Here is a 26,472-nt window from a genome sequence, read left to right as displayed (position 1 = left end):
CTCTGTTCTTTCTAGATCCGCTTGAGGCAGATCCCCGTCGATCAGGCCTGTTGACTCACGTCCACAAATTCCAGCGAAAACAGGCTTGGAGCTCTGGACTGCTCATTGGCGTGAGCGTTTGACAATGAGCAGGACGCAGGCTAAAAAACATGACACTGATACTCAGGTATTAGAGCATCAGGTGCTAGGATGAGACTTGGTCATCCGATCTCTGGAAATGACTTCAGGCGGGGGAAACCCCGCTTTTTTTTCGGTTTCATGCATCAACGCAGGGTCGGGCGGCCGTCCGAGTAGGGGCGGGCAAGGGTCATCACCCAGAAATTACGCCATTTCCCGGTGTTGCGGTTGGTTCGCGCAATACCGACACGAGTCACGTAAGGGTTGAGCAAATTCTTGTTGTGACCCTCCGATCCCTGCCATCCGCGGAAGGCGGCCGGCAGGTCCGCATAGCCCGCACCGAGATTTTCCGCCCCCGCGTAATTGGCGTAACCGGCCTTGTCGAGCCGTTGTGACAGACCGAAAACACTGTGCGCCCAAGTGTCCATACTGTCGCGTTCGGCTATATGCCGCGCCATCTTCTGGGATACAGCGTCCAGTTGCGGATCGTGCTGGAGCGCCGGAAGGTCATGTTTCTTTCGGTAGGCATTGATCATCGACAGCATCTGCGCCTTGTCGACCGTCTGATCTGTCAGAACTGTCTTGTCTTCCAGCTCTCCGCCACCCGGCAGCGCGCCGCAGGCGGCAAGCAGTAAGGCGAACGCGCCGAATAGGAGGGCGGCATGGACCCTTTGCGGAAAGGCCTGCACCCGCATCAGGCTTCATCCCCCGGCCAGACAACGCCCTCGTCGGCAAAGAAATCATGCGGCCCCGGGAAATTCTCCACATAGGACATGTGGGAAATCACACCTGAGCTTCGCGAATAATAATGGAGAAAGTAAGCGGCGGGCTCAAAGTTGAACTGGGGGGGACTGTTCTCCGTCAGATCCAGAACCACCTGGTGTCCGGTGCTGGGGGAAAGGGTCATGATCTTGCCGGCGAACCCGGCAATGATCGGCCGGTGCAAATGGCCACAGATCAGTCTTTCCACGTGATTATGGGGCGCTATCACCTCCGCTAGCGCAGGTGCATCGAGCAGCCCGATCCTGTCCATATGGCCAATGCCCGAGAGCGCCGGCGGGTGATGGAGGGCGACAAGCGCGGGTTTTGCATTGTCGCGCAAAGTCGCATCCAGCCAGGCAAGCTGATCTTTGCCGAGTTCGCCTTCAGGTCTTCCGGGTAGATGGGTATCGAGTGCTATCAGCTGGAGATCGCCTATATCGGCCCGATAGAAGACCTTGCCGTCGCCGCTCTCGGAAATGCCGGGAAAATCGCGCATTTCTCTGCGCATATCTGCGCTGCCGTCGTGATTGCCGGGGATCATGTAGATCGGCAGGTCCAGCCGCGATAGAAGTTCACGCGCAACCGCATATTCGCGCGGATCGCTGCGGTCCGTCAGGTCGCCGGTAATGACCAGGGCATCGGGCGCGGAACTGAGAGCCCTGAGCGACTGCATCGCCCGTTCGGCAAACATGTTGGTATCGGAAACCCGGTAGCACGCGAGGCCTCTGGGGCGCAGGTGCAAATCCGTCATATGGGCAATCAGGGTCATCGGAAAATCTCGGATGTCAAAAGGTGTTTCAGGACTGCGGACGATAGCCGAGCAGGCTGGCATGGCAAGCGGTTGTTTCCCTTTTTGCAAAGCTCATGTAGGACATGTTCTCTAATAACGGCGACCGGCTGGGGCAGGCTCAAGGCAGGTATCGGAAACTGGAATTGATGGCTGACAAAAGCGAAGAATACGATAAAGTTCCGCAGAACGATGCGGTCGGGACCACTGATTCCGGTTCGTCCGACGCCTCCGCCGGCACGCAGCAGGCCGCGGGCCATCAGGCCGGGAGCGCCGGATCGCCGAAGGCGCTGCGCAAGCCGGTCTGGCTGCGCATATTCGGCCATGACGTGACGGCTCCCTTTCTCCTGCTTTTGCTCTCCCTGTTCCTGTTCGTTCCGGGACAATGGACCGTGCCTCCGCTTGACCGGGACGAACCCCGTTTCACCCAGGCGACCAAGCAGATGCTGGAGACCGGCGACTACATTGATATCCGGTTCCAGGAAGAGGCGCGTCACAAGAAACCTGTGGGCATATACTGGCTGCAGGCCGCAGCGGCGAAACTGACCGGGCAGGGGGCTGAAGCTCCGCTGTGGGTATACCGTCTGCCGTCGGTGATCGGCGCCGTGCTAAGCGTGCTGGCGGCGTTCTGGATGGCACGTGCCTTCATGGGCCCTGCGGGAGCCTTGCTTGTCGGCGGGTTCGTTGCCATGGCGATCATTGTCGGTGTCGAGGCCCGTCTGGCCAAGACCGATGCGGTCCTGCTGGCGACAATCATCATAGCGCAGGGCGCACTGGCGCGCATATGGTTGAAAGATCCGGGGCACCGCCTGTGGGGGCTGAGTTTTCTATTCTGGACAGCCCTTGCGGCAAGCGTGCTCGTCAAGGGACCGGTTGGACCGATGGTTGTCGGCCTGACTGTCGCGGGCCTGATGATTGCGCGTCGCAAGGTCGGGTGGTTCAAGGCAGCTTCTCCACTCGTCGGCATTATTTGGATGCTGCTTCTGGTGTCACCCTGGTTCGTGGCCATATGGATCGCTACCGACGGCAGCTTTTTTACCGAAGCGATCGGCAAGGATCTGCTCGGAAAGGTCGGACAGGGCCAGGAAGGGCACGGCGCGCCGCCGCTGACACATTTCGGAGCCATGTTCGGTGTCTTCTGGCCGTTGCCGGCGTTTCTTCTGATCTCCCTGCCGCTGATCTGGCGTGAACGGGCCAGTCCGCTGGTGTTGTTCTCTCTTGCCTGGTTTGGTCCTGGCTGGATTGTGTTCGAACTGGTGTCGACAAAGCTCCCCCACTACACCATGCCGCTTTTGCCGGCTCTCGCGCTTCCGGTCGCCGCTGCAATGGTTGACGGGGCGGGCACAAATACCAGGACCTGGGTTCGCTGGATCGCGGCGATTCTGCTGGCGCTTCCGGTGGTCGGTCTCGCCGTCGCCGCCTTCGCAGGGCCTTTCGCGCTCGGCACATGGCCGTCGCCACCCGGGGCCGTCCTCGTCGCGATTGGTGCCGTATTCGTTGTCGCCGCGGCCACGCGGCTCTTGCGCGGTCCGGCGCTCCATGCGCTTCCGGCAGTGTCTATGGCCGCGATATGCGTTGCCGTCGGGGTCTGGGGCTTCGTGGGGCCGGCCCTGTCACCGATATGGGTCAGCCCGCGTCTTGTTGCGGCCCTGGACGGGATACCGGGCTGCGCCCGGCAGGAAACCCGCCAGGTGGTCACGTCGGGCTTTCACGAACCGAGCTTTATCTTTCTGGAAGGAACGGACACCCGCATCATTTCGCCGAAAGGCGCTGCGGAGTTTCTTGCCCAATCCGGAGATGCAGCGCCCGGCGATTGCCGTGTCGCGGCCATAGAAAGCCGGGAGGAACCGGCCTTTTTGGCGGCTGCCAAAGAGATTGGTCTTGTGCCGGAGGTTCGAAAAAGGGTAGACGGCCTCAACATCAACGGCGGTGATAAGGTCGATATCGCGCTTTATCAGAACGCCGGTTCGCTTACGGCTACGCAGGACGGCAATGACGAGCAGCGGTAAATTTGTCTGGCGGGTACATGCGCGCATGCGCGGAAATGTAAGGCGCGCGGCAATTCTGTTTGCCGGGCGCAAGGAACGCTCTCGCCACAACCGGGATCCGCTGCCTCCCGGCCAACGGCCGCAGGACATCCTCGCCGTGCTTCTGCTGACGGTCGGCATTGCGGTTGTCGCCTTTGACGTTCCGACCTTTCCCTGGCTCCAGTCTCTGCCAAGCGAATATCGCTCCGCTTTTCGGGTTTTCACCGATCTCGGCAAGTCCGACTGGATTCTCGGATCGACGGGGATCGTCTGCCTTGCCCTGCTGGCGGTCGACGCGGGACGCTACGCTTTTCGGCTGCGCATGGCCATCGGCGCTGTCTTCACCTATGCCGCTTTCATCTTCTATACGGTTGCCGCAACAGGTCTTCTGGCAATCGTCTTCAAGTGGTCGCTGGGGCGCGCCCGGCCGAAACTCTACGAAGAAGTCGGCCCGGTCCACTTTGACTTCCTTGCCTTCAACGGCAGCTATACAAGCTTTCCCTCCGGCCATTCGACCACCGTCGCGGCCCTTGCAACCGCACTTGCCTTCATCTTTCCCGCGTACCGCTGGCTCATCGTGGTCGCCGCCTTCTGGCTGGCCTTCAGTCGGGTCATGGTCGGCGCTCACTACCCGAGCGATGTCATCGCCGGGACCTTGCTGGGCATGACCTTCACCTTCTTTTCGGTCCGGGCAATGGCGCGCCGGAGGATCGGTTTTCACTTGTCGGCTTCCGGCAAGATCGTGCCCAATATGAATCCGCTGTCCGCAAAGGCTTGCCTGCGCGCGGTCTGGCAGGTTATTCGCGGCCGGCGCAGCGCGGAAAGGGTTCTACCGGAGGCGCAAATGGCGGAACAGGCAGAACGGACACGCTCATGACCCAAAGTTATCTTGAAGGGCTGGCCGCAAACAGGGGATCGCTCGCTGTTACCGTCGTCGTTCCCGCCAAGGATGAGGCGCAAAACCTGCCGATCCTTCTCGACGAGATCGAAACGGCCCTGGACGGCCGGCGCTTTGAAGTCATTGTCATAGACGACGGATCTTCCGACGGAACGGACATCGTTCTGCAGGATTACGCGGCAACCCATGACTGGTTGCGTCCGATCCGGCATGAAAACTCCTGCGGCCAGAGCTGTGCGGTGCGCACCGGGGTGCAGCACGCCCGCGGCGATGTTGTCGCGACGATAGACGGCGACGGGGAAAACAATCCGGCCTACATTCCGAAGCTGCTCGATGCGCTCGAGGCAGCAGGCCCGGCGGTTGCGCTTGCTGCCGGTCAAAGGCTCGGCCGCAAGGCCAGTCTGGCAAAACGTTATGCTTCCAAATTCGCCAACAAGATCCGCGGCGCGATCCTGCGCGACAACACCCGTGACAGCGGTTGCGGTCTGAAGGCGCTGCGCCGGGACGTTTTTCTGCAGTTGCCGTATTTTGACAGCTGGCACCGGTTCCTTCCGGCGCTTGTCATCCGTGAAGGCTACGGCGTGACCCATATCGACGTGCAGGACCGTCAGCGGCGGCACGGCACCTCCAAATACGGGATCTTCGACCGGGCTCTCGTCGGAGTACTCGATCTTGCAGGTGTCTGGTGGCTGCGGCGCCGCCGCAAGAAAATTCCCGAGGTCAGGCCGTTGACCTGATCATCGCCTGGCCCGTTGAAGCACCGATCCTGCAAGAATAACCGCCGAAAGACCGAAAACACCGACTGGACCTCACATGAACGCACTTTTTGACTGGCTGCACGCGGTATTCGTCGAGCAATTCGATCTCTGGATTATCCTCGGTTTCATTGCCCAGGCGATGTTCATGATGCGTTTCGTCATTCAGTGGATCGCATCGGAGCGGGTCGGCCGCTCCATCGTCCCTGTGGCCTTCTGGTTCTTTTCCATCGCCGGCGGGGTGCTCTTGCTGATCTATTCCATACAGCGTCAGGATCCGGTGTTCATTGCCGGTCAGGGACTTGGCCTGTTGATCTATTTCCGGAACCTCTGGCTTATCTTCAAGGAAAAGCGGCACGACCCGACGATCTGATCGTGCCACCGGAAAGCGCAGTTACTTGAGGGACTGCTTCAACGCCTGATCGAGATCCTTGATCAGGTCCTCGGGATCTTCCAGACCGATATGTAGACGAACGGATTGCAGGTCATTGTCGGGCTGGGTCACGGTGCGCATGCCCTTCAGCCGGACAGGTATTGCAAGGCTTTCGAAACCACCCCAGGAAAACCCGAGCCCGAACAGGTTCAGGCTGTTGAGGAAGCTGTAAGCCTCCTCCCTGGTGGTGCCTTTCTCGAAATCGAATGCGCACAGGCCGGAACTGCCGGTAAAGTCCCGTTTCCAGATCTGATGTCCCGGATCGCTCTCAAGAGCCGGGTAGCGTATTCTTCCGATACCGGGCTGATCCTTCAGCCAGTCGAGCACCGTGAATGTGTTGCGCTCGTGGCGCTCAAGACGCACGGACAGGGTTCGCAACCCGCGGAGGCCCAGGTAAACGTCGTCGGGAGCCACGTGGCTGCCCATGGCGCCGCAGAACGCATCCAGGTTCTCCCAGACCCGTTCACTTGCGGCGATCGTTCCGAGCATCACGTCGGAATGGCCGACGATATATTTCGTGCCTGCCTGAATGGACAGGTCTATTCCCAGAGAAAGCGGCTGGCAGTAAAGCGGGCTGGCCCAGGTGTTGTCCATCAAGGTCGTTGCGCCGATCTCATGCGCCGCTGCGGCGATTGCCGGAACATCCTGCATTTCGAAGGTGAGGGACCCGGGAGCCTCGGTGAAGACGGCCGTGGTTTCCGGTCGAAACAGCGACCGGATGCCGTCTCCAAGGCCCGGATCGTAATATTCCACCTCGACGCCGTAACCGGGGAGCACCGTATCGGCGAAATGCCGGGTCGGACCATAGGCCGTGTCGGCGATCAGAATATGGTCGCCTGACTTCACGCAGGACAATATGGCGAGCGCAATCGCGTTCAGGCCGGAATTTGCCAGCTTGGCTCCGGCGGCGCCTTCCATTTCCGTGAGTGCCTCTTCAAGGGAATTTGTGGTCGGATTTCCACGCCGTCCGTAGGAGTAGGTCTGCTTGCCGGTGACCATTGTCTCGACATCCGGGTAGAGAACGGTCGAGGCATGAACGACGGGCGGATTGACGAAACCGTGAAATTCCTGCGGATGGCGTCCGGTGTGGGTGACGACCGTGTCGATCTTGTTTTGCACGTCAGAAGAGTTGTTGTTCATGATGTCCTGCTTGAGTGGCGTGGCCTCGATGCTTAAGAGCGAAATATCAAGGTGTTAGTCAACACTAGCTGAACGGAAGATATCTTCAACCCGGTCGGCAAATCATCGGGTGGGGCAACACAGTTCACGAAGCAGGAAGCACGAGGACAGCCCCAGCGATGATACCGTTTTACACATGTTTTCAGATCCGAAATCAGTGTGTGGACCGGGCAGCTTGCACACGCTGATTGCATCTTAGGCAGCCGGTGCGGAGAAAGTGAACATGTTCGTGTTTTGTGCATCTGCGGCGGGCAATTTGGTCGTTCGGTCAAGAAATTTGACGAGAATAAGACACCAAGTACTTGACCCGAACAGCCAAATGCCATCGTATGGGCGTGTTGGGTGGGACGCGAGACGTCTGGAGGAAGTGGCCGGAAAGGCCGCAGTCGTCCTCAACGAATGACGGCGAGGACGTCTTCCTGTCTGGCCCGACGGAGTAAAGTATGGGTAACAAATAAAGGCTGCATATCCATGTCGAAAAAAATCCTTCCGCTCGTACTCGGCGCTGCTATGGGAGTCGCCGCAACGACGGCTGCCGGTGCAACGACGCTGGAAGACGTCAAGGCTAAAGGTTTCATTCAGTGTGGCGTGAGCCAGGGCCTGCCGGGTTTCTCGAATCCCGACGCACAGGGCAACTGGACCGGACTGGACGTTGACCTCTGCCGCGCAATGGCCGCCGCAGTATTCGGCGACGCCTCCGCTGTGAAATTCACTCCGCTGTCTGCAAAGGAGCGTTTCACCGCTCTGCAGTCCGGCGAAGTTGACGTGCTGTCACGCAACACCACCTGGACCATGTCACGCGACACCCAGTTGGGTCTGAACTTTGCTGGTGTGAACTACTATGACGGCCAGGGCTTCATGGTCCGCAAGGATCTTGGCGTCACGTCCGCTCTGGAACTTTCCGGCGCATCGGTCTGCACCAACACCGGTACCACCACCGAGCTGAACGTTGCCGATTACTTCCGTTCCAACAATATGCCGTACGAAATCGTTGCTTTCGAAAAAGCCGACGAAGTTGTTGCTGCATATGACGCCGGTCGTTGCGACGTGTACACCACGGATGCGTCCGGCCTGTACGCTCAGCGCCTGAAGCTCACCAACCCGGGCGATCACATGGTTCTGTCGGAAATCATTTCCAAAGAGCCGCTTGGTCCGGTCGTGCGTCAGGGTGACGACGAGTGGTTCAACATTGCCAAGTGGACATTGAACGCGATGCTCAACGCTGAAGAACTCGGCGTTACTTCCGCAAATGTCGATGAAATGAAGGCTTCCGACAATCCGTCCGTCAAGCGCCTGCTGGGCGCCGAGGGTGCATTCGGTGAAGCCATCGGCCTGTCCAACGACTGGGCTTACAACATCGTCAAGAACGTCGGCAACTACGAAGAGTCCTTCAACGCCAACGTTGGTCCGGACACTCCGCTCGGCATCTCGCGCGGTGTGAACGCATTGTGGAACAAAGGCGGCTTCATGTACGCCCCGCCGGTCCGCTGATCCTCATATAATCCGAGGGTTGATGGGGTTCCGGCGGCGCAAAGCTGCCGGGACCCCTAATAAATTCCACGCACCGGAAGTCGGAATATACCGGCAATGGCGTGGGGGACAGACTGTCTCGACCGACAGGGGAAAGCGCGAATGCGCTCTGTAGAGACAGGTTTAGACGTGAAAGAGGAGAGGCCGCAGGCCGGGCTCTTTCCGTATAACTTGGGCGAGGTTCTATGTCAGTAATGGAGCAGGACTCGGCGGGGGCGCCGGCGCGTGCTTCGCTGATGAATGATCCCAAAGTCCGCAGCATCTTTTACCAGCTGGTATTGGTGGTTGCGGTGGTTGCCTTGGGATACTTCATCGTTTCGAACACGATCACCAACCTTGAGCGGCAGAATATTGCCTCCGGTTGGGGCTTTCTTGAGAACACGGCCGGCTTTGGAACCAACCAGTCGCTGGTCGAATATTCAGAAACTTCGAGCTATGGCCGGGCTCTCTACGTCGGCTTTTTGAACACACTGCTGGTTGCCGCGGTCGGCATCTTTTTTGCCACGCTTCTCGGTTTCATTATCGGTATCGCCCGTTTGTCCAATAACTGGGTGATCAACCGGCTGGCCTATTGTTATGTCGAGCTGGTCCGCAATATCCCGTTGCTGCTGCAGATCTTCTTCTGGTATTTCGCAGTGCTGCGGGCCATACCCGGCAAACGGGAGAAATGGTCGATATTCGATACATTTCACCTGAACATCGGTGGGATGCGGCTTCCGAAACCGATCTGGGAACCCGGGTCCGAGTGGGTCGGCTACGCCCTGATCATCGGGATCATCGCATCGTACTTCGTCTCGCGTTGGGCGCGCAAACGCCAGGAAAACACAGGACAGCAGTTTCCGGTTTTCTGGTCCGCAATGGGGCTCATCGTCGGCATCCCGATCATTACCTATTTCGTCACCGGCATGCCCATGACCCTGGAGCATCCGAATTTCGTTGAATCTGGTCCTATCCTTCGTCAGGGGTTCGAGCTGAACGTCGGGATCAACGTGATCCCCGAGTTTCTGGCTCTGACGGCAGCGTTGTCGATCTACACCGCTTCGTTCATCGCCGAGATCGTTCGTGCGGGTATCCAGGCCGTAAGTCATGGTCAGACCGAAGCGGCGCATGCGCTTGGTCTGCGCAACGGGCCGACACTGCGTCTGGTGATTATCCCGCAGGCAATGCGCGTGATCATTCCGCCGCTGACCAGTCAGTATCTGAACCTCACGAAGAATTCTTCCCTGGCGGTCGCCATCGCATATCCGGACCTTGTGTCCATGGGCGGCACCGTTCTGAACCAGACCGGTCAGGCGATTGAAATCATCGGTATCTGGATGGCGGTCTATCTATCGCTCAGCCTGATCACTTCGGCCTTCATGAACTGGTACAACCAGCGCATGGCGCTCGTGGAACGGTAAGGAGCGCATCATCATGTCATCTACAAATTTGTTCCACATCAGAACCGAAGAGGCGCCGCACATGGCGGCGCCCATCTCGACCACCGGCATCATCGGCTGGATGCGGCAGAACCTGTTCTCGTCCATCAGCAACACGGTGTTGACGATCATCGGCATCCTGCTGGCCTATTGGCTCATAGCGCCTCTTGTCCAGTTTGCATTGATCGATGCGGTCTGGACCGGCCAGAACCGGGATGCCTGTCTGCCACAGGACGGTGGCCACAGCGGGGCCTGTTGGGCGTATGTGAAAGCATACTTCCCGCAGTTCATCTACGGGCGCTACCCCAGTGAGGAGGTCTGGCGGGTCAACATCGTTTACGCGCTGTTCCTGCTGCTTCTGGTGCCTCTGGCAATCCCGAGCGCGCCGTTCAAGCGGCTGAATGCGATCCTGTTTCTGATCGTCTTCCCGATCATCGCCTACTACCTGCTGACAGGTCTGGTCATCGGCGACTGGGTTGTCCTTCCGATCGTGGAAACTGCCGTTTGGGGCGGGCTTCTCGTGACGCTGGTGATCGCCGTAACGGGCATCGTCGCGTCCTTGCCGCTGGGTATCGCGCTGGCACTCGGACGTCGGTCGAAAATGCCGATCATCAGGACGATTTCGATTGTCTTCATCGAGTTCTGGCGCGGCGTGCCGTTGATTACCGTGCTGTTCATGTCCTCGGTCATGCTGCCGCTGTTCCTGCCGGAAGGTGTCACCTTCGACAAGCTGCTGCGTGTGCTGATCGGCGTGACGCTGTTCTCCGCCGCCTATATGGCGGAGGTGGTTCGCGGCGGTCTTCAGGCAATCCCGAAGGGGCAGTATGAAGGCGCGATGGCTCTGGGACTTCGCTTCTGGCCGATGATGTATCTCATCGTCCTGCCACAAGCGCTGAAACTGGTGATCCCGGGCATCGTCAACACCTTCATCGGCCTGTTCAAGGATACGACTCTGGTTCTGATCGTCGGCATGTTCGACCTGCTTGGCCAGATCCAGTCCTCCTTCACGGATCCGACCTGGTCGACGCCAAGTCAGGGGCATACCGGTTATCTCTTCGCAGCAATGGTGTTCTGGTGCTTCTGCTTCGGCATGTCGCGCTATTCCATCTTCATGGAGAACAAGCTGCACACGGGACACAAACGCTAGGAATTCGCATCCGGGGCGCGCGGGACAAGCGCTGCGCCCCGGACCCGAAACACTCTTGGAGTAGACATCATGACAGTGAACGCAGTACGCGACGAGGAACTCGCAGCCGATCGCACCAAAATGACGATTTCGGAAACCGATGTCGCGATCGAAATCAAGAACATGAACAAGTGGTACGGTGATTTTCACGTTCTGCGCGACATCAACCTGAAGGTCATGCGTGGCGAACGGATCGTCGTCTGCGGCCCTTCCGGCTCCGGCAAGTCCACGATGATCCGCTGTATCAACCGGCTTGAAGAGCATCAGGCCGGCCAGATTCTGGTCGACGGCATTGAACTGACCGACGACCTGAAGAAGATCGATGAAATCCGTCGCGAAGTCGGCATGTGCTTTCAGCACTTCAACCTGTTTCCGCATCTGACGATCCTGGAAAACTGCACGCTGGCGCCGATCTGGGTGCGCAAGATGCCGAAGCGGGAAGCGGAGGAAATCGCGATGCACTATCTGGAGCGCGTGAAGATCCCCGAGCAGGCAGCCAAGTATCCCGGACAGCTCTCCGGCGGCCAGCAGCAGCGCGTTGCCATCGCCCGTTCGCTCTGCATGAGCCCTAAGATCATGCTGTTCGATGAGCCGACTTCGGCGCTCGATCCGGAAATGATCAAGGAAGTTCTCGACGTTATGGTCGGTCTTGCGGAAGAAGGCATGACCATGATCTGCGTGACCCACGAAATGGGCTTCGCCCGCAAGGTCGCGAACCGGGTCATTTTCATGGACGCGGGACAGATCGTGGAACAGAACGAACCGGAAGAGTTCTTCACCAATCCGCAGCACGAGCGGACGAAGCTGTTCCTCAGCCAGATCCTGCATCACTGACAAGGACGTTGGTCAGACGGATACCGACTGTTTGAACCCGTCGCGTCGTATCCGCTTGCAGCCATGCCGGCAAGAAGAGGCCCTGGGACACCTGTTCCAGGGCCTTGTTTGTGGAACGGGGGTACCGCTTGCAACCAATGCAGCCACGCGCAATTCGCCGATAAATAACCTGGTGCGGGTGGAAGCATTTCGGGGTGTATGTCGGAAAGCTTCGCGGCAATTGGGGTCTCGGAGCATGCTTCGCTCTTATTGTCAGAAGCGCCGGTAATTTTTCTCGCGAGGGCGAAAAAACATCCGTAGAAATAGACGGTTTGACCGTCGTTGTTAAAGAATTGTTGAACGTTGAAGAGCGAGTTAGGGACACTCACAAACGGTAGGTCTCCATGCACGACAGCGATATCGATTTCCAGTCCCGAATGAAGTTCATCCAGATTGATCAGCAAGCCATTGCCTCGCTCAGGAAGCTCTGGCCGGTTGTCCAGCCGGCCCTGGACGATCTGCTGGAAGGGTTCTATGCGCATATCAAGACGCAACCCGAACTGGCATCTCTGGTGGGTGGAAAGACATCGCGGCTTGTTTCGGCGCAAAAGGCGCATTGGGAAAAGCTGTTCACCAGCGGCTTTGATAAGGCCTATCTGGAAAGCATAAACACGATCGGTCATGTTCATTGCCGGATCGGACTTGAGCCACGCTGGTATATCGCCGGCTACAGTTATGTGCTCACCCGGCTCCAGAATCTTCTCATTCGCAAATACAGGACGTCGTTCAAGGATCTTGGGCAGATGCTCGGTCATGTCACATCGGCCGTCATGCTGGATATGGATCTGGCGATCTCGACGTACGAGGAAAAGCTTCTGCAGGAGCGCGCCGAACAGACGGAGCGTCTCAACCGGATGATTGAACGGTTCGAGAGCCAGGTTGAGCAGCCTCTCCTGAAAGTCGATGAAGATGCACGCGATATGGCCGCTGAAGCGGGCCAGTTGATGGACGTCTCCAAATCCGCACAGGAACAGGTCCACGTGGCAGAGACGGTTTCAAGGGAATCCAGCGAAAGTGTTCAGACCGTAGCGTCGGCGGCGGAAGAACTGTCGGCTTCCATACAGGAAATCTCCAAGCAGATCTCGAACGCCTCCCGGACCGCGAGCGAGGCTGCCGACAATACGGAGCGTTCCAGTGAGCAGGTTTCAAGCCTGGCGGGGGCGGCGCAAAAAATCGGCGATGTCGTCGGCTTGATTCAGGCCATTGCCGAACAGACCAACCTGCTTGCACTCAACGCGACCATCGAGGCCGCCCGCGCAGGGGACGCAGGCAAAGGCTTTGCGGTCGTTGCCAGCGAGGTCAAGACCCTTGCAGAACAAACGGCCAGGGCGACCGAGGAAATCAGTCAGCAGGTCGATGAGATCCAGCAGTCGACAGGCAATGCGGTCACGTCCATTCGTTCGATTTCCGAAGTGGTCAACCGGCTTGATGAAATGACGGCAACAATCGCCGCTGCGGTGGAAGAACAGGGTGCGGCGACGCAGGAAATATCGAAGAGTGTCCAGACTGCCGCCGCTGGCGCCGACACTCTGGATGAGAACATTGGCGGTGTGGGGCAAGCGATCGAATCCACAGGCCGCGCCGCGGAAAATTTCCTTTCGGCAGCCAACCGCATGACTGCCGGCGCCAGTGTTATTTCAGAGGAAATCCGCGGCTTTTTCAACGCGTTGAAGACCGGAAGCTGAAGTCACGCGGTCACGCCGGACCGGTGACGACCTCCGTGTCGTCCCGGCCACCCCATTCGGCCCAGGACCCGTCATAGAGGGCCAGGTCCCGAGACCCGAGAATGGTCAGACCAAGCGTCAGTATGGCAGCGGTGACACCGGACCCGCATGTGGTGGTCACCGGCTTCTCCGGATCTATACCCGCGTCGCGGAAGGCAGCGGCAAGCTCTTCGCGCGGCAGAAAAGTTCCGTTTTCAGAGAGAAGCCGTGTGAAGGGCAGATTGCGCGCCGTCGGCATGTGACCGGACCGGAGACCGGCCCTCGGCTCGGGCGCGTCCCCGGCAAAACGCTCTGCAGATCGCGCATCCAGAATCTGCCTCCGGCCGGTCGATATTGTGTCGCGCAGGTGGGCCAGGTCGGCCACAGCGCCGTGGTTCAGGCGGGCCGTAAAATGCCTTTGAACCGGGCGGGGCGTATCGTCGTCAAACGGCCGTCCTTCCGCCCGCCATTTGGGAAATCCGCCATCCAGCACATAGACGCGCTCCACTCCCATGGTGCGGAAGGTCCACCAGACGCGCGCGGCGGAGTAGAGGCCGAAATCGTCATAGACCACCAGCGTCTGCCCGTCGCCGATACCGAGTTTGCGCATGGCGGAAGAAAAGACGTGCGGGGCCGGGAGCATATGGGGCAGCTCCGCCCCCTTGTCGCAGATCTCGTTGACGTCGAAGAAGACCGCGCCCGGGATATGGGCTTCTGGGTAGACCGGCGGTGCATCCGGATGTGTGACCGGCGGCATCCAGGCATTGATGACCACCAGATCGGGAGAGGACAGATGATCGGCCAGCCATTGGGTGGTGACGAGCGGGTGGTCGGTCATGCGATTTCCTTAAGTCTCGTAAAGGCCTTTGGACGTGTGCCAGTCTTCGATGGACAGATCCGGATAGCGCTGGAAGTGAACATGTCCCGGGCCTTCGGGAACATCAACCCAGTCCGGCTTGAATTCAAGCATGATATGGACGGTCTCCGGCGGCGTTGGCAAGGGGGAATCTATTGCGCCGGCGTGGGGATGGATCAACTCCGGCCAACGCGGATCCCAGAGCCAGAGGTGACTGCCGCAAGTGGCGCAGAAATGCCGTTCCGCCGTACTGGGCTGTCCGTCTTTCACAGCATGGTAAAAAGCCTTGGAGGCTTCGCCTTTCATCTTCAGACTGTCGGCGGCGGCCATCAGATTGATGGCATATCCTCCGCTGCCTCCGACCTTCCTGCAGATTGAACAATAGCATCGCATGAAAGGGTAGGGGGTCCGGCTTTCCACTTCGAAAGTCACTGCCCCGCATTGGCAACCGCCCGAAAGCTTCATCTTCTGGCTTCCACTTCTACATTCATCGTTCCGAGGAATACTGACACCTTCGACCGACACTTCAAGGCCGGTCAGAGGGGCCGGTGAACTGTCTATGATATCAGTCCGTCAGACGAATGCGCACGCGCCTGTTCTGCTTGCCCTTCTTTTCGATCTTGCCGAGGGCGAGCGGTCCGATTTCCGACGTTCGGGAAACATGGGTGCCGCCACAGGGCTGCAGGTCGACTTCGCCGCCGATCCGGACCAGCCGGACCCGTCCCGAACCGCGCGGCGGCTTGACGGTCATCGTCTTGACGAGACTGGGGTTGGCGTCCAGTTCCTCATCGGTGATCCATTCGGTGGTGACTTCATGATCGCCGCCGGCGAGTTCATTGATCTTTTCCAGCAGGCTGTCCTTGTCGATGGTCTCTTCACCCATGTCGAAGTCGAGCCGCCCCTCCGGATCGCCGATCTGGCCGCCGGTGACCGGAAAGGGCAAGGCCACTGACAGCAAGTGCAGGGCCGTATGCATGCGCATCAACCGGTAGCGCCGGGACCAGTCGAGGTGGACGGTCAGTTTCGTGCCCGGCGAAGGCAGGGACTGGCCCTCCAAAGGCACATGTACAATGGATTTCTTGTCCTCGTCATAAACCGTCGTAGCGATCTCGATCCGGCTGCCGTCTTCCAGCTCCAGAGAACCGATGTCGCCGGGCTGCCCGCCGCCGGTGGCGTAAAAGACGGTCCTGTCCAGCACGATACCGCCGCGCTCGTTGACGCCCACCACGTCCGCTTCACAGGATCGAAGATAGGCATCGTCGCGAAACAAGGGGGGCGTCATGAGGGTCTCCTTCGAACAGTCTGACGGAAAAGGAACAGGGCGAACCGGAGCTGGTCACCACGAGATCTCAGAGAATTGGCGAGAGAAGCCGCGCACCCTGGGCCAGGACGCGGAAGACATAGCTGCGGGACTGGAAGGCGTCCGGCCAGGTGAGCTTCGCGCTCTTGAAATCGGTTTCCAGCATTTCCTCCACCTTGCCGATCATGCGCTCATGGGTGAACCACAAGGTGAGCTCGAAATTGATCTGGAAGGACCGGTTATCGAAATTCACCGTGCCGATCGAGACGAGGTCGTCGTCCAGAAGGGTCACCTTCTGATGCAGGAAACCGTCCGTATAGCGGTAAACTTTCACGCCGCGCTGCACCAGGGTGTCCTCATAGGCATGGCTGGCGAGCCAGACAGTCCAGTGGTCGCGTTTTTCGGGCAGCAGAATGCGCACATCGACACCGCGCATGGCTGCCGCGCACAGGGCTGTCTGCACATCCAGCGAAGGCACGAGATAAGGCGTCGTGATCCAGAAGCGTTTCTTGGCCCGTGCGGCCGCTTCCACAAAGGCGATCGCGCATTCTTCCAGTTTGTCGGCAGGTCCCGTGGGCATCACCAGAACGGATTCGTCCCCCGGCATCGGCACTTCGGTGACCGGAGGTAATTCGATCCGCTCGCCGCTGGCCCAGAGCCAGTCCTCCGTAAAGGACAGCGCGCAGCCGACGGCTGCCGGTCCGGCCACCTTCACATGGGTATCGCGCCACCTGCCGAACCACTTGTTGCGCCCGACATACTGGTCGGCAACGTTGTGACCGCCCACGAACGCGGTGCGCAAATCGGTGACGACCAGCTTGCGGTGATTGCGGTAATTGAGCCGCATCGGCCCCAGAAGGCGCAGGAACTTGTGATTTTCATTGAAACCACAGACCTTGATGCCGGCTTCTTTCAGGCGGATGAGATACGCTCTCGACAAGCCGTGGCTGCCGACGTCGTCGTAAAGGAAATAGACGCGCACGCCGTCTTTGGCCCGGGCAATCAGTGCATCGGCCATTTCCCGACCGAGCGCATCTTCATGAATGGCGAAAAACTGAAAAAAGATGACATTCTGCGCTTCGGCGATGGCTTGTTTGATGGCGGAGAATGTTGCCTCGCCATCTATCAGCAGGTCGGCGGTGTTGCCCGCCAGAAACGGAACCCCGGCAACGCGTGACAACACCGGCCAGTCCCGGGTTTCCTCATGATCTGTAAGCCCGAGTTCATCTGCCCGTCGCGCCCGTTCCGCACGGCCCAGTGTGGCCTGGATCTTGGCGTAATCGGAAAATGAACGCCACCCGAAGACGAAATAGAGCGGCACGGTGATATAGGGCAGGAAGAACAGCGACAGCAGCCAGGCAACCGAACCTTGCGATGTCCGCGAGTTCATGACCTCACGGACGGCGCAGACACCGGCGGTGATATACATGATCGCGACAAAGGCCGCGACCAGGCCGAGATTGTGCGCCATGAGGTCGAGAAAACCGACGTCCTGCACCGTTTCCCTGATCACCGCGTCGGCAACCGCGCCATCCTGTATGAGATCTTGATCTGTAGGATCCATGTATCTTCAGCCTGGCGTGCGTCAGGCCATGGGCGGCTGGATGGAGACCTGCCGTTCCAGCCATTCGGGAACGGGAAGGTTCTTGGATCGCAGAAACTCCGGATTGTAGAGCTTGGACTGCGACCGGGTACCGTGGTCGCACAAGATGGTGACGATGGTCTTGCCCGGACCGATTTCCCTGGCAAGCCGGCGCGCGCCGGCAAGGTTGATGCCGGTGGATCCGCCCAGCAGAAGGCCTTCATCCCGGGCGAGGGCGAAGACCAGCGGCAAGGCCTCCTCGTCCGGGATCGTATAGGCATGATCGACCTTCACGTCGCAAACGATCGGCGTGCTGCGGCCAAGGCCGATGCCTTCCGCAATGGACCCGCCTTCGGAAGCGACGGCCTCTCCTGTGGTGAACAGCGATTGCATCGCCGCGCCCCGCGGGTCGGCGCAGCCGATAATGACGCCGGGTCTGTTTTCCTGAAGAAAACTGGACACACCGGCCAGCGTTCCGCCGGAACCGACGGCGCAGATGAAACCGTCCACCTTGCCGCCTGTCTGCTCCAGAATCTCGGGACCTGTGGTCAGGTAATGGGCCTTCCGGTTGTCGAGATTGTTCCACTGATCGGCGAAAATGACGCCGTTGGGTTCGGTTTTGGCCAGCTCTTCAGCCAGACGCCGGGCAACATGCTGGTAGTTGTTCGGGTCCTTGAACGGCTTTGCAGGAACTTCGACCAGTTCCGCGCCGCAAAGACGCAACATGTCTTTCTTTTCCTGGGTCTGGGTTTCCGGAATCACGATCACGGTTCTGTAACCGCGCGCACTGGCTACCAAGGCAAGGCCGATACCGGTATTGCCCGCTGTTCCTTCCACGATCACGCCGCCCGGCTTGAGATCGCCGCGGGCTTCCGCCTCAAGGATCATCTGACGGGCAGGGCGGTCCTTGACCGACTGGCCTGGATTCATGAATTCTGCCTTGCCGAGGATTTCACATCCTGTTTCTTCGGAAAGGGCCTTGAGGCGGATGAGGGGCGTGTTGCCGATGGCATCGACAACGGAAGCTGACACAGACATTTGTAAAATCCCGGGTGATCTGGCCAGACCCGGTGGCGGCCAGATGGAATCTGATGAGACCGGACGCTAATTGTCTCGACCAAGTGGATCAAGTTCGCAATGTAAGGCCTGGAGCCTGGAATGCCAGCATTGAGAGAGAAATTACGTTGTTTTCCCGCCGTTTGATAAAATGTGCGTGCGGATATTTTCCCTCTCGGGACAGAGGGGAGATTCAAAATCGAACTATTTTGGTGTATGGAATGATCTGAATATCGCTGCCTGGCGTATCGGCCATGTAGCAACGTGAGTGTTCGGAGCCTGATGAGAGCGATAATGGAAAACAACGTGACTGGAATGGATGAATTGCTGGCCGGCTATGCGGCCGGGACGCTATCCTATCCAGCCCAGGCGCTCGTTGGCGCGCATCTGGAATTGAGTGGCCGGAACAGGGGCTATGTATCGTCTCTGGAAACTCTCGCCGGCCTGGATCTGGACGGCTCGGAGCCTGTTCCGCTGAGCGACCGCGACACGGCTCTCGGCGCGATTTTCAGCTCCGAGGCGCCTCTGCTCGACGAGATTTCATTCTCCCCTCCGCAAAAGGGTTCGGTCTCCTCTGGAGTTCCGCGTTCGTTGCAGAGCATTATCGGCTCTTCCATGAACGAGGTTGCCTGGAAAGGGCTGCTGCCGGGAGTGCGTGAATGCAGGTTCGGTGAAATCGACGGCTGCAATACCAGTCTGCTGTGGGTCCGGGGTGGACGGGCCTTGCCGTCTCACACACACCATGGCGCTGAACTGACGCTGGTCCTGCAAGGGGGCTTCAGCGATGACGACGGACACTTCGTGACCGGGGATATCGCCTTTGCCGACGGCGATGTGGATCACAAGCCGATTGCCGACAAGGGCGAGGATTGCATCTGTTTCGCGGTCACTGCAGGCCGTCTTGAACTGACAGGCCCCATCGGACGCTGGTTCGCACCTTTTATCAGCTAGGGCGTAAACTGCCTTGAGAGCAATCCGGTCGCCCGGTGTTTGCGTATGACGCAAAAGCGAGGTGGCCTAATTGTTCGAAAAATCATACGTCGCGTCTTCCGAGGACGGTTGCGCCTGGGTGACAGGTGCCAGTTCAGGCATAGGCCGGGCACTGGCGATCGATCTTGCGCGTGACGGCTGGCGTGTCGCCGTAACTGCACGGTCCGCGGACGCGCTGCAGGAACTGACCGACATGTCCGGTGATTTGCCGGGTGAAATTCGTGCCTTTCCGGGAGACGTTACCGAAACCGGCCATATGGCGGATCTTTGCGGAATGATAACCCGCACGTTCGGAAGCCTTGCGCTTGTCATCGCCAATGCAGGCGTTTACCTGCCGCAGGACGGACTGAACGGCAAGGCCGAAGACTACCGCAAGAGTTTCGACGTCAATCTCATGGGAACGGTGAACACGCTGCTTCCGGCCATTGATGTGATGAAGTCGCAAGGCCGCGGACAGATCGCGGTCGTGTCTTCCGTCGCCGGATATAGCGGGCTGCCCACCTCCGCAGCTTACGGCGCGACCAAGGCCGGGCTGAGCAATCTGGCGGAATCCCTGAAATTCGATCTGGACGGTGCCGGCATCCGCATCCAGATCGTCAGTCCGGGTTTCGTCGATACGCCGGCAACCGAATCCAATCCGTTTCCGATGCCCTACCTCGTTTCCGTGCAGGAAGCCGTGGAGCAGATCCGCAAGGGACTTGCCCATCGAAGAAAGTTCGAAATCGCCTTTCCGAAGGCCTTTGTCCGACAGCTCAAGCTGCTGCGGATCCTGCCTTACGGATGGTATTTTCCACTCGTCGCGAGAACGACAGGCTGGAACAAGAAGCGCAGGCAAGACTGACCGGTCAGGCGGCTTTCTCGTAGACCATCTGCCGGACGTCGATGTTGCCTGAGCGGAACCCTGCTTCGCAATAGTGCAGATAGAACTCCCAGAGCCGTTTGAACTGGTCGTCGAAGCCCAGTGGCCGGATCCGCGGCCAGGCCTGACGAAAACTCTGCCGCCATTCCTGAAGCGTGCGGGCGTAATCCTGACCGAATATCGTCTGGTCGGTCAGGTTCAGACCCAGCGACTTGCTGATCTCAGTGAGCTTGCCGGGGGGCGGCAGCATGCCGCCGGGAAAGATATAGCGCTGAATGAAATCGGTTCCGCGCCGGTAATCCTCGAACATCTTGTCCTGAATGGTGATGACCTGCAGGCCGGCCTTGCCGCCGGGTTTGAGGCATCTGGATAGCTGGTTGAAGTAGGTTGGCCAGTATTTCTCGCCCACCGCCTCGAACATTTCGATCGAAGCGATGCGGTCGAAAATACCCTGTTCGTCCCGGTAGTCCTGAAAGACCACATCGACCTTTTCACTCAGACCTGCCTTGAAGATCCGCTCTTTCGCGTAGTCGAATTGTTCCCGGGAAATGGTCAGAGCGCGCACATGGGCGCCGACGGTCTTTGCGACATGTTCGGCAAACCCGCCCCAGCCGCAGCCGATCTCCAGAACCTTGTGGCCGGGCTCGATGCCGGTGTGGCGGATCAGGGAGCTGTATTTCTCGGCCTGGGCCTGTTCCAGATTGTTGGTTTCGTTGCTGTAGATCGCCGACGAATAGGTCATCGACGGGTCGAGCCACTCCTTGTAGAAGGCGTTCCCGAGGTCGTAATGCGCCGAAATGTTTCGTCTGGACCCGCGTTTGGTGTTGGCGTTCAGCCAGTGGCGGACCGAAAGCAGGATGCGCGTGAACGGGCGGCCTTGCAGCACCTCCATCATCGATTCCTGATTGATGCAGAAGACTTCCAGAAAGGTTGTCACATCCGGCGAGGACCAGTATCCGGCCATGAATGCTTCGCCGACCCCTACATCTCCCGCCTGGACCACCATGCGGAAGAAGCGCCAGTCGTGGATTTTCAGGACGCCGCGCGGACCGTCTTCAGTACCCTTTATGAGGAATGTCCTGCCGTCCGGAAAGGTGACATCCAGGGAGCCATAGCGGATCTTGAGCGCCAGGCCGGAAGCCATTCGCACAATTCGCGAGGTCCCTTTCAATGTGTTGCGGAAATTGTCTGGTGTCAGAACAATCGGCTCATTCATGGTAGAACCTCTTGAAATGTCAAATCTTCGAAGCCAGCGACGCATGGCGGGAATGCTCTTTGGACCCGTGATCTTTCTTGGGTCCGGAATGAAATGGTACACGCTTGCGCCAGATTTTAAAGGCTTCCCAGTGAATGCCGCAAATTACCTTCAAGGTTAGAAACGGTATCCGCATGCATTGACGCAAAATGCTTCGGCTCGTGAAAGGTTCCCTCGCTCCGGAAAATGTCGCGGAAAGCAACGGGCCCTCGGTGTCTTTTTCAAGAATACGCACCCTGACCACGTCGCCCGGAGGCAGCATGCGGAAGTAATACCGCTGATCCATGCCTATGAACGGGGAGACGTGAAATTCCTTTCCTTGTTCCTGGCGCACGCCAGCATCGCTCAACTGGCCGGGCTCGACCGGCGCCACATAGGTATGCATGCCGCCGAACGTGTTGCGCACTTCATAGACTAGGGCCATCAACTGCCCGTCGGCAGCGTAGGCATAATAGACGCTCAGCGGGTTGAAACCGTATCCAAGCACCCTCGGATAGGCCAGGAGAAGAATCCGGGCAGGTGCCTCCAGCCCCTGGTCGTCCAGAAGACCTTCTATATGCTTTCGCAGGTCGGAACCGTCCCTCGGGCCGTGGTCCTTTTCATGAAAGGAGAGAAGATTGAAGCGGTTGAGCGAAAACAACCGGGTTGAATTTTTCGCCTCGTCCAAACGATCCAGATCGATCAGCATCGAAAAAACCGAATAAGCGAACCGATGTTCCTTCGGTTTCATGCGCGCGTGCATGACCGAACCGCTGTAAAGGGCTGCCGCGCCGGTCGGAACGGAGCCGTTGTCGCTCAGCCGGTTTGACCGCGTTTTCGTATTCATTCGGCGGCGTCCAGATAGCGATATGGCGGCTCCGGCTCTTCCCAGGGCACACGGGCACCCAGGGCCCTGGCAACGGACAGGCCGGATTTCAGACCGTCTTCATGAAATCCGTTGCCGGTCCAGGCACCGCAGAACCACGTATTGTCGATCCCCTGAATGTCGGGCAGACGTTTTTGCGCGGCCAATGCGGACGCATCGAACTGCGGGTGATCGTAGACGTATTTGGCAAAGGTTCTGTCTTCGTCCGGTGCCTCGAACGGATTGAGGGTGACGAAAACCGGTTTTCCGGGATCGATGTTCTGCAACCGGTTCATCCAGTAGCTGACCGTGACGTCCCGCGTCTCTCCTGCGTCCCTGTCGGACAGGTAGTTCCACGACGCCCAGACCCTTTTGTTTCTCGGCATGAGATTCTCGTCCCGGTGCAGGTAGACCTCATTCGGCCGGTAGCGGATCGACCCCAGAATCTCGCGCTCCTGGTCGCTCGGATCCGCCAGCATGGCCAGGCTCTGATCCGTGTGTCCGGCGAGCACGACATGATCGAACACGTCCCTGTTGCCGGAGGTGTCGCAGACGGTCACCTTGCCGTCCTGCCGCAGGATTTCGACGACCGGCGTTCCAAGCCGTATACGGCCTCTGAGCGGGTAAAGAAGCCGGTCCACATAGTTCCTGCTGCCCCCGGACACGGTCCGCCAACGCGGCCTGTCGAAGGAAAGCAGACGGTGGTTCTCGAAAAAGGCGACAAAACTTTCCGCTGGGTAGGCATGCATTTCAGCGATCGGGGTGGACCAGATGGCAGCTCCCATGGCCAGCAGGTAATCATTTATGAACCCGCGTGAATAACCTTCCTTCGCCAGGTAACCGCCAAGCGTCTGGCCGCGAAGAGATCCTGCCTTCAAGTCTTCCACGGACCGTTTGTTGAAACGGAAAATGTCGCGCAACATGCGCAGGAACTTCGGTGAAACCAGGTTCTTGCGCTGCGCGAACACCCCGTTCAGGCTGTGACCGGACCACTCGAGCGCACCATTGTCGGCAGAAAGCGCGAAACTCATGTCGCTTGTCTCGCTGGCGACACCGAGATGATCGAGAAGAGCTGTGAAATTCGGATAGTTGAGTTCGTTGTAGACGATGAATCCGGTGTCCACACTCAACCTGGTTCCGTCATAGTCGATGTCGGCCGTCGCGCTATGCCCTCCAGGGCGCATCCGCTTTTCGTACAAGACGACGTCGTGAGAGTGGCTGAGTGCCCAAGCTGCGCTGTTTCCGGAAATTCCGGAGCCGATGACGGCTATCCGCATGTCTGATCCTTTGATATCCCGCGGCTGGTCCCTGGGACGTCCGGCGGTGAACTTGTTCCATTTTTATTCCCGGAATGCTTACGGGAGGGGGAGCAAGGCGGATCACGCAATAGAATGAAATTAAAACAAATTTTCTTTCGGCGAGCGCGCCTACGCCTGTATACGCAAACGCTCTCGCGCAGACGATACAGCCTGCGCGAGCTTACACCAGCCGACGGCGTTCGTGGGCTTTTTTACCGCGCCTGACGCGGTCTTTCCCCAATCAGGCCTTCGGTGTTCCAACGATCCAGTTCCAGGCGACCTGGACACGCGTCCTTGCGGTGTCGAAGAACGAAACGATCTTGTCCCACACCACCTGGCCGAAATCGGCTACTTGCAGCATCGGGCCGCGCTTGACGGAAATATCCTGTGTTTCGATCAACTCGACGGTCGTGGCGTCGGCACCGTCATTGATCACCCGGCGGGTAACCATCAGGGTCGCTTCCGTTGCCAGGCGGGACTCGTCCTTGTCGGCGACAACCATGTCCTGATCCATCGAACTGACGACAACGGCACGACCATCCGGCAGCAGATGGGTTTCGTTGGTCTTCACTTCGGAATCGTAAATGACTTCACCGTAGGAATCGATCAACTCAACCCAGACGGTCTTCCGGCCGTCCAGTTCGATCTCGCCGACCCAGATTGTCAGTTCGCTTTCAAGCGGGTCGGTCTGCTCCTGTGTCGCCGAGGCGACGGTTACGGCAAGACGGTCCTCCGGAAGAGTGATTGTTTCCTGAGGAAGTGGGGCCGCGACTGCGCTACCCGCCGCAAGGACGAGGATGAGAGCGAGCGCAATAGTTCCTGTTCTATTATTCCGTTGCATGTACGCCTCCCAGGGCTAATACAACCTTTTTCACCGAATTCGGGGTTTGCGTTGGTCCTTTTGGACTCTTTTGCAGTCTGACCGGTATCGTGTCGTGACCTTGTGAAAATGCACCCCAATTGCACTGTCACGATTTGGACATTATCGCACCACAATCTGCCTATCAGGTGTAATTGACATCACAATTCCGGACAATTTTAGTTACTATTTGTTAATAACTGTGGTTCCGGCGGCAATTTTCAAGATTAATCACCGCAAAGTGAAGTCAACACCCTGTCAAGACTGTCAATGGAAAAAGCTTTCGATCATTGACTGTGGCTTGTTACGTAAACGTTCAATCGAGAAAAAAGTTTCAAAATAATCAAAAAAGATCCCGCAAGCATATCCTGATCCGACAGCAAAAAGCAGTGGGAAAAATCATGCATCCGGAAGCCTCATCTTACAGGAAACGAGCGTTTTTTCAACCATCATCGATTTGTGCGACGAAATCCCGAGGTCAGTCAGGCAGCCAACACCTGCTTCAAACGGAACGTCGGGCGAGGTGAGGGGACCAGGGGACAACGTCTCTCATGACGCCGAGCTGCGTCAGCCTAAAGCCGAATTGGGTCCGCACTCGGTGGTATGCCAACGAGCCGCTTTCCGGTTGCGGGAACGATCCGGAACAACGAAAAATTCAGGTGGCGATATCTGACAACAGCTCTTATCAATCCTTCGCGCCGGTGCGGTCCTCGATCCTGGATGGTTCGGCGCAACGGGCCTGTCCGATCGATCTGCGGACTGCGCGTCTTTTGAACCTGCAACTCTCCGGGAGAGTGATTTATGAGCGTTGGACTTTCCATCCATGAGCTTCTGACGCCGGTTGCGGTGATCGACGAAGCGATCATGGAAAACAACATCAAGGTCGCGCAGGAATATTTCGACCGGATCGGCCGCAATTTCCGGCCGCATATCAAGACGCACAAGATCCCGGCCCTGGCCTCGCTACAGACGGCTGCAGGCGCGAAGGGGATCAATTGCCAGAAGCTGAGCGAGGCGGAAGTGTTCGCCGATGCCGGGTTCACGGATATCCTGATCACCTTCAACATGCTGGGCGCGGCACGACTGGAGCGTCTGAAGGCGCTGAATGCAAGGGTGGATCTTCAGGTCGTTGCCGACAACTCTGCGGTGGTGGAAGCACTTGCCGGGAGCTTTGACGCGGACCGGCCCCTGAAGGTGCTGGTCGAATGCGACACCGGCGGCGGACGCAACGGCGTTCAGTCCCCTGCCGATGCCTTGCATCTGGCTGAAACCATCGACACCTGCGCGGGGCTGACGTTTCACGGCCTGCTGACCTATCCCAAACCCGCGTCCGAGGCGGAGGTGCAGGCCTTCTTCGCAGAAACCATCGGGCTTTTGAACCGGGCCGGCCTGAAGTGCCCGGTCGTCTCCCACGGCGGTTCGCCAAGCCTGTTTGAATCCCACCTGGTGGCGAGTGCAACGGAACACCGCGCCGGAACCTACATCTTCAATGACCGTGCCATGATGCGCGCCGGCATGTGCGATCTCGACGATTGCGCCATGCATGTAATCGCGACGGTTGTCTCTCGTCCGACCGAGACACGCGCTATTCTGGATTCGGGATCGAAGGCGCTCACGTCGGATCTGCTTGGCTTTGCCGATCACGGTTTCATCGTCGACTATCCGGACGCCACCATCGTTTCCCTGAGTGAAGAACATGCCGTGGTCGATCTGTCCGGCTCAAGGAACAGGCCGGAGATTGGCGACCGGGTGCGCATTGTCCCGAACCACACCTGCGTGGTCGCAAACCTCTTTGACCAACTCGTCTTTCACCGCGATGGCGTTGTCACACGAATGGAGACTGTAGCCGCTCGCGGGAAGGTGGTCTAGAGGCCCTGCCGCGCTCTTTTCCAAAGCGCTGCGGTT

General features: G+C 58.6%; 24 protein-coding genes. 12 read left to right on the top strand and 12 right to left on the bottom strand.

Annotated features, from left to right (window positions below):
• Positions 1–263: 263 nt before the first annotated feature.
• The gene (locus Q1B40_RS10790; RefSeq protein WP_299813707.1) at positions 264–812 is read right to left on the bottom strand and encodes a CAP domain-containing protein; all 549 of its coding nucleotides are present in this window, start codon (positions 810–812) and stop codon (positions 264–266) included.
• Positions 812–1,648: a phosphodiesterase gene (locus tag Q1B40_RS10785; RefSeq protein WP_299813704.1), complete on the bottom strand. Its 837-nt coding sequence runs from the start codon at positions 1,646–1,648 to the stop codon at positions 812–814. The genes Q1B40_RS10790 and Q1B40_RS10785 overlap by 1 nt, the downstream gene beginning before the upstream one ends.
• A 167-nt stretch (positions 1,649–1,815) precedes the next feature.
• On the opposite strand from Q1B40_RS10785, the gene Q1B40_RS10780 reads away from it, so the two are divergent.
• From Q1B40_RS10780 to Q1B40_RS10765, 4 genes are all read left to right on the top strand, one after another.
• The gene (locus Q1B40_RS10780; protein WP_299813701.1) at positions 1,816–3,675 is read left to right on the top strand and encodes a glycosyltransferase family 39 protein; all 1,860 of its coding nucleotides are present in this window, start codon (positions 1,816–1,818) and stop codon (positions 3,673–3,675) included.
• Positions 3,676–3,700: 25 nt separating this feature from the next.
• On the top strand, positions 3,701–4,570 hold the full coding sequence (locus Q1B40_RS10775) for a phosphatase PAP2 family protein (RefSeq protein WP_299813698.1): 870 nt from the start codon (positions 3,701–3,703) through the stop codon (positions 4,568–4,570).
• The gene (locus Q1B40_RS10770) at positions 4,567–5,328 is read left to right on the top strand and encodes a glycosyltransferase family 2 protein (protein ID WP_299813695.1); all 762 of its coding nucleotides are present in this window, start codon (positions 4,567–4,569) and stop codon (positions 5,326–5,328) included. The genes Q1B40_RS10775 and Q1B40_RS10770 overlap by 4 nt, the downstream gene beginning before the upstream one ends.
• A gap of 76 nt (positions 5,329–5,404) precedes the next feature.
• On the top strand, positions 5,405–5,719 hold the full coding sequence (locus Q1B40_RS10765; protein ID WP_068412202.1) for a lipid-A-disaccharide synthase N-terminal domain-containing protein: 315 nt from the start codon (positions 5,405–5,407) through the stop codon (positions 5,717–5,719).
• A 21-nt stretch (positions 5,720–5,740) separates the two neighbouring features.
• Here the strand turns inward: Q1B40_RS10765 and metC are convergent, their stop codons facing one another.
• Positions 5,741–6,919, bottom strand: a complete 1,179-nt coding sequence (metC, locus tag Q1B40_RS10760) for a cystathionine beta-lyase (RefSeq protein ID WP_299813686.1) — start codon at positions 6,917–6,919, stop codon at positions 5,741–5,743.
• A 510-nt stretch (positions 6,920–7,429) separates the two neighbouring features.
• Between metC and Q1B40_RS10755 the strand changes: the two genes are divergently transcribed.
• The 5 genes from Q1B40_RS10755 (at position 7,430) to Q1B40_RS10735 (ending at position 13,650) form a co-directional block, all read left to right on the top strand.
• On the top strand, positions 7,430–8,449 hold the full coding sequence (locus Q1B40_RS10755; RefSeq protein WP_299813683.1) for an amino acid ABC transporter substrate-binding protein: 1,020 nt from the start codon (positions 7,430–7,432) through the stop codon (positions 8,447–8,449).
• Between the two features lie 233 nt (positions 8,450–8,682).
• Positions 8,683–9,888, top strand: coding sequence for an amino acid ABC transporter permease (locus Q1B40_RS10750; RefSeq protein ID WP_299814902.1), 1,206 nt, complete (start codon positions 8,683–8,685; stop codon positions 9,886–9,888).
• 13 nt (positions 9,889–9,901) lie between these two features.
• Complete coding sequence (locus tag Q1B40_RS10745) at positions 9,902–11,053, top strand: amino acid ABC transporter permease (RefSeq protein WP_299813680.1); 1,152 nt, start codon at positions 9,902–9,904, stop codon at positions 11,051–11,053.
• 69 nt (positions 11,054–11,122) lie between these two features.
• Positions 11,123–11,926, top strand: a complete 804-nt coding sequence (locus Q1B40_RS10740; protein ID WP_299813677.1) for an amino acid ABC transporter ATP-binding protein — start codon at positions 11,123–11,125, stop codon at positions 11,924–11,926.
• 383 nt (positions 11,927–12,309) lie between these two features.
• Positions 12,310–13,650 (top strand): globin-coupled sensor protein, encoded by a 1,341-nt coding sequence (locus tag Q1B40_RS10735; RefSeq protein WP_299813674.1) that lies wholly within the window; start codon positions 12,310–12,312, stop codon positions 13,648–13,650.
• A gap of 10 nt (positions 13,651–13,660) precedes the next feature.
• Here Q1B40_RS10735 and sseA read toward each other — a convergent pair whose 3' ends face one another.
• The 5 genes from sseA to Q1B40_RS10710 form a co-directional block, all read right to left on the bottom strand.
• Complete coding sequence (gene sseA, locus Q1B40_RS10730; protein WP_299813671.1) at positions 13,661–14,506, bottom strand: 3-mercaptopyruvate sulfurtransferase; 846 nt, start codon at positions 14,504–14,506, stop codon at positions 13,661–13,663.
• A 9-nt stretch (positions 14,507–14,515) separates the two neighbouring features.
• Positions 14,516–14,989 (bottom strand): GFA family protein, encoded by a 474-nt coding sequence (locus tag Q1B40_RS10725; RefSeq protein WP_299813668.1) that lies wholly within the window; start codon positions 14,987–14,989, stop codon positions 14,516–14,518.
• A gap of 100 nt (positions 14,990–15,089) precedes the next feature.
• Entirely contained in the window at positions 15,090–15,806 is a 717-nt protein-coding gene (locus Q1B40_RS10720; RefSeq protein ID WP_299813665.1) for an alanyl-tRNA editing protein, read from the bottom strand.
• A gap of 67 nt (positions 15,807–15,873) precedes the next feature.
• On the bottom strand, positions 15,874–17,388 hold the full coding sequence (cls, locus tag Q1B40_RS10715; RefSeq protein ID WP_299813662.1) for a cardiolipin synthase: 1,515 nt from the start codon (positions 17,386–17,388) through the stop codon (positions 15,874–15,876).
• A gap of 21 nt (positions 17,389–17,409) precedes the next feature.
• Positions 17,410–18,444 (bottom strand): cysteine synthase A, encoded by a 1,035-nt coding sequence (locus Q1B40_RS10710; protein WP_299813659.1) that lies wholly within the window; start codon positions 18,442–18,444, stop codon positions 17,410–17,412.
• A gap of 333 nt (positions 18,445–18,777) precedes the next feature.
• On the opposite strand from Q1B40_RS10710, the gene Q1B40_RS10705 reads away from it, so the two are divergent.
• Complete coding sequence (locus tag Q1B40_RS10705) at positions 18,778–19,413, top strand: ChrR family anti-sigma-E factor (protein WP_299814899.1); 636 nt, start codon at positions 18,778–18,780, stop codon at positions 19,411–19,413.
• 70 nt (positions 19,414–19,483) lie between these two features.
• Positions 19,484–20,293 (top strand): SDR family NAD(P)-dependent oxidoreductase, encoded by an 810-nt coding sequence (locus Q1B40_RS10700; RefSeq protein WP_299813656.1) that lies wholly within the window; start codon positions 19,484–19,486, stop codon positions 20,291–20,293.
• A gap of 4 nt (positions 20,294–20,297) precedes the next feature.
• Here Q1B40_RS10700 and Q1B40_RS10695 read toward each other — a convergent pair whose 3' ends face one another.
• The 4 genes from Q1B40_RS10695 to Q1B40_RS10680 all read right to left on the bottom strand — a co-directional run bounded on the left by Q1B40_RS10695 (position 20,298) and on the right by Q1B40_RS10680 (position 24,549).
• Entirely contained in the window at positions 20,298–21,455 is a 1,158-nt protein-coding gene (locus Q1B40_RS10695) for a cyclopropane-fatty-acyl-phospholipid synthase family protein (protein WP_299813653.1), read from the bottom strand.
• A gap of 91 nt (positions 21,456–21,546) precedes the next feature.
• Positions 21,547–22,392: a DUF1365 domain-containing protein gene (locus Q1B40_RS10690; protein ID WP_299813650.1), complete on the bottom strand. Its 846-nt coding sequence runs from the start codon at positions 22,390–22,392 to the stop codon at positions 21,547–21,549.
• Entirely contained in the window at positions 22,389–23,687 is a 1,299-nt protein-coding gene (locus Q1B40_RS10685) for an FAD-dependent oxidoreductase (protein WP_299813647.1), read from the bottom strand. Before Q1B40_RS10685 ends, Q1B40_RS10690 begins: the two co-directional genes overlap by 4 nt.
• A 262-nt stretch (positions 23,688–23,949) precedes the next feature.
• Complete coding sequence (locus Q1B40_RS10680; protein WP_299813644.1) at positions 23,950–24,549, bottom strand: hypothetical protein; 600 nt, start codon at positions 24,547–24,549, stop codon at positions 23,950–23,952.
• Between the two features lie 819 nt (positions 24,550–25,368).
• Here Q1B40_RS10680 and Q1B40_RS10675 point away from each other — a divergent pair.
• On the top strand, positions 25,369–26,436 hold the full coding sequence (locus tag Q1B40_RS10675; protein WP_299813641.1) for a D-TA family PLP-dependent enzyme: 1,068 nt from the start codon (positions 25,369–25,371) through the stop codon (positions 26,434–26,436).
• Positions 26,437–26,472: the final 36 nt, after the last annotated feature.

Source organism: uncultured Roseibium sp. (genome assembly GCF_947496995.1).
Classification (GTDB): domain Bacteria; phylum Pseudomonadota; class Alphaproteobacteria; order Rhizobiales; family Stappiaceae; genus Roseibium.
The sequence above is the reverse complement of the archived record's forward strand: the minus strand, read 5'-3'. Positions and strand labels throughout refer to the sequence as shown.

Excerpts from the sequence above, each read along its gene's own strand:
- Q1B40_RS10790 (WP_299813707.1), bottom strand. The coding sequence starts at position 812 with ATGCGGGTGCAGGCCTTTCCGCAAAGGGTCCATGCCGCCCTCCTATTC.
- Q1B40_RS10785 (WP_299813704.1), bottom strand. The coding sequence starts at position 1,648 with ATGACCCTGATTGCCCATATGACGGATTTGCACCTGCGCCCCAGAGGC.
- Q1B40_RS10780 (WP_299813701.1), top strand. The coding sequence starts at position 1,816 with ATGGCTGACAAAAGCGAAGAATACGATAAAGTTCCGCAGAACGATGCG.
- Q1B40_RS10775 (WP_299813698.1), top strand. The coding sequence starts at position 3,701 with ATGCGCGGAAATGTAAGGCGCGCGGCAATTCTGTTTGCCGGGCGCAAG.
- Q1B40_RS10770 (WP_299813695.1), top strand. The coding sequence starts at position 4,567 with ATGACCCAAAGTTATCTTGAAGGGCTGGCCGCAAACAGGGGATCGCTC.
- Q1B40_RS10765 (WP_068412202.1), top strand. The coding sequence starts at position 5,405 with ATGAACGCACTTTTTGACTGGCTGCACGCGGTATTCGTCGAGCAATTC.
- metC (WP_299813686.1), bottom strand. The coding sequence starts at position 6,919 with ATGAACAACAACTCTTCTGACGTGCAAAACAAGATCGACACGGTCGTC.
- Q1B40_RS10755 (WP_299813683.1), top strand. The coding sequence starts at position 7,430 with ATGTCGAAAAAAATCCTTCCGCTCGTACTCGGCGCTGCTATGGGAGTC.
- Q1B40_RS10750 (WP_299814902.1), top strand. The coding sequence starts at position 8,683 with ATGGAGCAGGACTCGGCGGGGGCGCCGGCGCGTGCTTCGCTGATGAAT.
- Q1B40_RS10745 (WP_299813680.1), top strand. The coding sequence starts at position 9,902 with ATGTCATCTACAAATTTGTTCCACATCAGAACCGAAGAGGCGCCGCAC.
- Q1B40_RS10740 (WP_299813677.1), top strand. The coding sequence starts at position 11,123 with ATGACAGTGAACGCAGTACGCGACGAGGAACTCGCAGCCGATCGCACC.
- Q1B40_RS10735 (WP_299813674.1), top strand. The coding sequence starts at position 12,310 with ATGCACGACAGCGATATCGATTTCCAGTCCCGAATGAAGTTCATCCAG.
- sseA (WP_299813671.1), bottom strand. The coding sequence starts at position 14,506 with ATGACCGACCACCCGCTCGTCACCACCCAATGGCTGGCCGATCATCTG.
- Q1B40_RS10725 (WP_299813668.1), bottom strand. The coding sequence starts at position 14,989 with ATGAAGCTTTCGGGCGGTTGCCAATGCGGGGCAGTGACTTTCGAAGTG.
- Q1B40_RS10720 (WP_299813665.1), bottom strand. The coding sequence starts at position 15,806 with ATGACGCCCCCCTTGTTTCGCGACGATGCCTATCTTCGATCCTGTGAA.
- cls (WP_299813662.1), bottom strand. The coding sequence starts at position 17,388 with ATGGATCCTACAGATCAAGATCTCATACAGGATGGCGCGGTTGCCGAC.
- Q1B40_RS10710 (WP_299813659.1), bottom strand. The coding sequence starts at position 18,444 with ATGTCTGTGTCAGCTTCCGTTGTCGATGCCATCGGCAACACGCCCCTC.
- Q1B40_RS10705 (WP_299814899.1), top strand. The coding sequence starts at position 18,778 with ATGGATGAATTGCTGGCCGGCTATGCGGCCGGGACGCTATCCTATCCA.
- Q1B40_RS10695 (WP_299813653.1), bottom strand. The coding sequence starts at position 21,455 with ATGGCTTCCGGCCTGGCGCTCAAGATCCGCTATGGCTCCCTGGATGTC.
- Q1B40_RS10690 (WP_299813650.1), bottom strand. The coding sequence starts at position 22,392 with ATGAATACGAAAACGCGGTCAAACCGGCTGAGCGACAACGGCTCCGTT.
- Q1B40_RS10685 (WP_299813647.1), bottom strand. The coding sequence starts at position 23,687 with ATGCGGATAGCCGTCATCGGCTCCGGAATTTCCGGAAACAGCGCAGCT.
- Q1B40_RS10680 (WP_299813644.1), bottom strand. The coding sequence starts at position 24,549 with ATGCAACGGAATAATAGAACAGGAACTATTGCGCTCGCTCTCATCCTC.
- Q1B40_RS10675 (WP_299813641.1), top strand. The coding sequence starts at position 25,369 with ATGAGCGTTGGACTTTCCATCCATGAGCTTCTGACGCCGGTTGCGGTG.